7 protein-coding genes are annotated in these 3833 nt (G+C 67.6%); all 7 read right to left on the bottom strand.

Annotated elements, in window-relative coordinates; genetic code table 11:
- A partial coding sequence (locus STARVERO_RS22575) for a hypothetical protein (protein WP_159602332.1) occupies nucleotides 1–1441 on the bottom strand: 1441 nt, incomplete at its 3' end.
- Entirely contained in the window at nucleotides 1422–2039 is a 618-nt protein-coding gene (locus tag STARVERO_RS22570; protein WP_159602330.1) for a phage protein Gp27 family protein, read from the bottom strand. The genes STARVERO_RS22575 and STARVERO_RS22570, both read right to left, overlap by 20 nt.
- A gap of 3 nt (nucleotides 2040–2042) precedes the next feature.
- Nucleotides 2043–2348 (bottom strand): VpaChn25_0724 family phage protein, encoded by a 306-nt coding sequence (locus STARVERO_RS22565; RefSeq protein WP_159602065.1) that lies wholly within the window; start codon nucleotides 2346–2348, stop codon nucleotides 2043–2045.
- On the bottom strand, nucleotides 2345–2662 hold the full coding sequence (locus STARVERO_RS22560) for a DUF2730 family protein (protein WP_159602328.1): 318 nt from the start codon (nucleotides 2660–2662) through the stop codon (nucleotides 2345–2347). The genes STARVERO_RS22565 and STARVERO_RS22560 overlap by 4 nt, the downstream gene beginning before the upstream one ends.
- Complete coding sequence (locus STARVERO_RS22555; RefSeq protein ID WP_159602326.1) at nucleotides 2662–2802, bottom strand: hypothetical protein; 141 nt, start codon at nucleotides 2800–2802, stop codon at nucleotides 2662–2664. The genes STARVERO_RS22560 and STARVERO_RS22555 overlap by 1 nt, the downstream gene beginning before the upstream one ends.
- A gap of 1 nt (nucleotide 2803) precedes the next feature.
- Complete coding sequence (locus STARVERO_RS22550) at nucleotides 2804–3157, bottom strand: hypothetical protein (protein WP_159602324.1); 354 nt, start codon at nucleotides 3155–3157, stop codon at nucleotides 2804–2806.
- The coding region (locus STARVERO_RS22545; protein ID WP_244617000.1) for a peptidoglycan-binding protein at nucleotides 3154–3833 on the bottom strand (680 nt) is incomplete at its 5' end. The genes STARVERO_RS22545 and STARVERO_RS22550, both read right to left, overlap by 4 nt.

Raw genomic sequence — 3833 nt, 5'->3', positions numbered from 1 at the left:
TGATGACGCCATTGACGTATTGAAGCGCCTGATGGTCGGTGAGCACATCCGCATCGCGCGGCAGCTCGACCGTGCCGTCGCCGAAGGCCTCGACATAGGCGGTCGAGTTCTTGCGATACCAATCGGGCGTGGCCTTCACCTCGACGATACGCTGCTCCCCATAGCGCTGCTGCGCGACTTCGGCGAGGTATGCGCCGTTGCCGTTGGCGTCGAGCGCGCCGCCGGAGAAGCGCGGCAACCGATCGGCGATGTAGAACAGCACGTCCCGCTGCTGCTCGAAGGGCACGTTGCGGAGCTCGACGAGCAGCTTCACGCGGCGCACCAGATCGCGGCCGAGCTCACAGGGCATGATGGCGGTAACGTCGCCCGTTCGGGCGAAGTCCTCGCCGAAATAGTGCGGCCGGTGGGGGTCGAGCGCGTCCAGGATCGGCTTGAGCTCGCGCTCGCAAAAGGCGAGCGCCTCGGCGCGGCGCACGTGTTCCGGCGCGTTCTTGAAGTCGTCGCCGCATATCCATCGGATGATGGGCGCGTGGTCGGCCATGCGCGCCTCGATCTGCACGCGCGACAGAGCGGCGCCCTCGGCCTCGGCCGGGATGGCATCGAGCTCCTGGCGCATCGCCGCCGTGCGGACGCCATAGGAGCCGCGGACCTTCTTCTCCCACGCCTCCTGCGCCTCCGGCGACCAGGTCTTTCCCGTGACCAGGCAGACCCGGTTGAACAAGCCGTTCTCAACTGCCTTTTGAAAAGGGATGAAGTGGCAGGAGAACGGGACCTTTCCGGCCTTCGCCTCGCGGATGAGCTCGTTGAACGGATTGAGTACGCCGTTGTGCGTGCTGATGACGCGGATCTTGCCGCCCCAGATCAGCAGCGCGTTCACCGCGTCGATCACGCCGCGCACATCCTGGTGGAACGCCGCCTCGTCGATGCAGACCGTGCCCTGTAGACCGCGGATGTTCGCCGGCCGCGAGGAGAGCGCTTCGACGCGCCGGCCGCTGGCAAACGGCACGCGGAAGGCCGGGATCTGCTTCGGTGTGCCGTCCGCATTCAGGCCGTCGTCGAACATGAATTCTTCGATCTTGCCGAGCTCGCCGGCGATCACACGGGCGAAATGCGCGACGTAGCCGATGAACTCGCGGCCCTTGTCCTTCGTGTCGCCGATATAGAAGCAGTTCTGGCCACCGGCCGAGACCTTCAGCGAGGCGATGAGGGTATGATCCAGCGCCTCGGCGAAGGTGACGCCGGTGCGCCGACCCTTCTCCCCGAGCTTCAGGTCCGACTCGTCCTCGATCCACTCGGACTGGTGGCGCATGAGGACGCCCTCGGCGAGCGGATCGAGATCCTCGGGGATCTCGCCGCCGCGCGGGAGCTCGGCCGGCAGGCCGTCATCGGTGCGGGCAAGGACCGGGGGACCGGCGACCTGATCAGGACCCGGCGCCTGCATCGCCGCCCTCCGTCGCCGGCTTCGGCCGAACGCCAAGGAAGTCCCGACGCAGCTGCGCCACCACCTCGGCCGAGAGCCCGCCTTCCTTCGCCACGGTGTCGATGACCTTCGCCGTCTTGGCGTCGTAGTCTGCCTGCTGCTTCCGGCGACGATCGTCCGAAATCTTCATGCCGGAGACGACGGCCTGAAAGGCACGCGCCAGCTCCATCGCGCCCTTGGTGCTCACGCCGCCCTCGTCGGCGAGCTCCAGCACCAGCGTCTTGAGGAACTCGCCGAGCACCACCGAGCTGGCGTCGGTGTCGTTGTGGTCGAACTGCGTGGCGAGACCCTCATACAGCGCCTTCGCTTCGGCCATCTTGCGAACGGCGCCGGCACGCCGCATCGACAGGCGATTGAGCGAGGATCGGCTCGCCTGCGGAATGTCGCTGGTGAGACCGTTGGTCCAGGCTGCGGCCCGCAGGCGCTCGTTGACGCCGTCGAGGATCTCCAGCTGGGTCAGGGTACGCTCGGCCAGCTGCTCGAACGCCCACAGCCGCGCCTCGTCGCCCCACTCCGGCAGCGTATCCCAGAAAGAGAGCCGACCGCGTCCGCTGGCCATGGATCACTCTCCCGGCCGCGACGGACGCTTGACGCCCTCGATGACGAGCTCGCGCTGCAGATGCCGGTGGCCGGTCTGCGTCAGCGTGGCGATCTTCACCGTCTCCGCGTCGACGAGCTTGACCGCACCCATCTCCTTCAGGTGGGCCAGCTGCAGGTGCACCCACGGCCGATCGCGCGGAATGCCGAAGCGCTCCCGCAAATGGCGGACCAAGAGATTGCTGTTGAGGCTCTCGTTGGCCTCCTCGGAGAGGGTGCGCAGGATGATGAGCCGGGCCTCCTCGGCCAGCCAGGCGTCAGGGTCGGTCACTTCACCCGCTCCTCGAACATGTAGTGGTGTACCCGCTCGGCCATCTCGGCGACCGGCTTCATGCGTTCGCCAAGCGTGGAGACCTCGCCGCGAAGGCCGATGATCGCCAGCTCCAGGCGATGGCTCGTGTCCTTGTCGGGCAGGTGCCGCATTTCCGTCTCCAGCCTCGCGACACGCTGCTCGGTTTCGTCGGATTTCTTCTCGACCTGCCCGACGCGATCGCTTGCGGCCTTGCCGCGCGCCGACGCGATGCTGAAGATCAGAGCAGTCGCCGAGATGAGCATCGCGCCCCAGCGGCCCAGAAACTCCTCCATCAGGCGCCTCCCACCGGCTTCCACCCGCAGTTCTCCTCGCCATACTCGTTGTGCGTGACGAGCTTGGCCTTGGTCGCGGCAGTCATCACGGCGAACTCGGCCGCCGAGACGATCCACGGCTCATTCGTCCTGCACCACATGTCAGGGGTCGCGGCGCCCTTCGTCGTCGCGCACCCACCGACGAGCGCGGCGGTCAAGCTCAGCGCCAGAAAGACCGGCAACTTCATCCTGCTTCTTCCCGTAGTCGGCGACGGCTTCCGCCGTATCGCGGTTGAGCTTTTCCTCGCGGTCCTGCCAGCCCTGCTGGCGCGCGCGCCGCAGCGCGGTCACGAAGCCGAGAATGGCGGTGAGGACGGCGCCGAACTGGAGCGCGCGCTGCAGACCCACGAAGCGCGCCAGCAGGGCCACGACCACGACGATGACGGGAATGGAGAGCACCGCCCCCCACCCCCAGCCAATCCCGTAGACGAGCGCCTCGCGGATGCGGTCGATCATTCCGGCACCGGCGCCTTCGCCGGCCGGAGCGCCGGAACGATGTAGGTGCGGACGATGCCGACCGCGATGATGCCGACACCGATGGCCATCAGGACGCCGGCGGCGTAGCCGATCACGCTCGAAAACTCCGCATAGCCCCGCAGCGCATCCGCCTGGTCGGTCAGCTGCTTGCCCGCCTCGGCGATGCTGATGGCGCCCAGGCCGCCGGCGATGGGCGTGGCCAGGCCGGGCGGATCGGCGGCAACCGCCGAACCCGTCGCCGGTCCGGTCGCTTTCAGGCGCGCGGCGATCGAGGCCATGGTGATGTCGCCGGCGATGCCGTCCACTTTCAGGCCGTTGGCCTTCTGGTAGGCGGTCACGGCCTCGGTGGTCTTCGGGCCATAGCGTCCGTCGACCTTGATGTCGTAGCCGAGCTGGACCAGCTTCTCCTGCAACAGCATCGTCGAGGGCGAGGACAACGCCGCCTTCCAGGACTCCGCCGGCGCCTCGCCGCGCAGCTGGGGCCAGAGCTTGTTGAACCAGGCGACCCGTTCGTCATAGCCGTTGTAACCGCCGTTGACGCGCTCCGTGATCGCCCGGATGTCGTTGATGTCGGCGAGGTGGTTGCAGCCGGTTCGGCTCCAGTGATCCAGCGCGCCGCGCAGGCAGTAGCCGGCCGTCTCGATCAGGCTCGGGC

The sequence above is a fragment of the Starkeya nomas genome (assembly GCF_902703545.1).
Classification (GTDB): Bacteria; Pseudomonadota; Alphaproteobacteria; order Rhizobiales; family Xanthobacteraceae; genus Ancylobacter; species Ancylobacter moscoviensis.
This window is presented reverse-complemented; position numbering and strand designations above follow the sequence as displayed.